Origin of the sequence: Streptomyces sp. SAJ15 (assembly GCF_007595705.1) — a bacterium.
Taxonomy (GTDB): domain Bacteria; phylum Actinomycetota; class Actinomycetes; order Streptomycetales; family Streptomycetaceae; genus Streptomyces.
Window position 1 is genome coordinate 1 of sequence record NZ_NISY01000049.1, and the last position, 314, is coordinate 314.

The window sequence follows — 314 nt, forward strand, 5'->3', positions numbered from 1 at the left end:
CCCGCGCGGTCGACCAGCAGGGCCATCTCGTAGCCGACGAGGCCGATGTCGCACTCGGGGTGGGCGAGGACGGCCAGCGAGGATCCGTCCGAGATGGACATGATGAAGAGGAAGCCGCGCTCCATCTCGACGACGGTCTGGTTGACCGCACCGCCTTCGAAGATGCGGGAGGCTCCGGCGGTCAGCGAGGTCAGACCGGAGGCGACCGCCGCCAGCTGGTCCGCGCGGTCGCGGGGGAACCCTTCGGACATCGCGAGGAGGAGTCCGTCGGCGGAGACCACGACCGTGTGCGACACCCCGGGGGTGTTGTCCAC

At 70.1% G+C, this 314-nt stretch carries 1 protein-coding gene; it reads right to left on the minus strand.

The window, feature by feature from the left end; all coding sequences use genetic code 11:
• A partial coding sequence (locus CD790_RS34265) for a roadblock/LC7 domain-containing protein (RefSeq protein WP_144387284.1) occupies positions 1 to 314 on the minus strand: 314 nt, incomplete at both ends.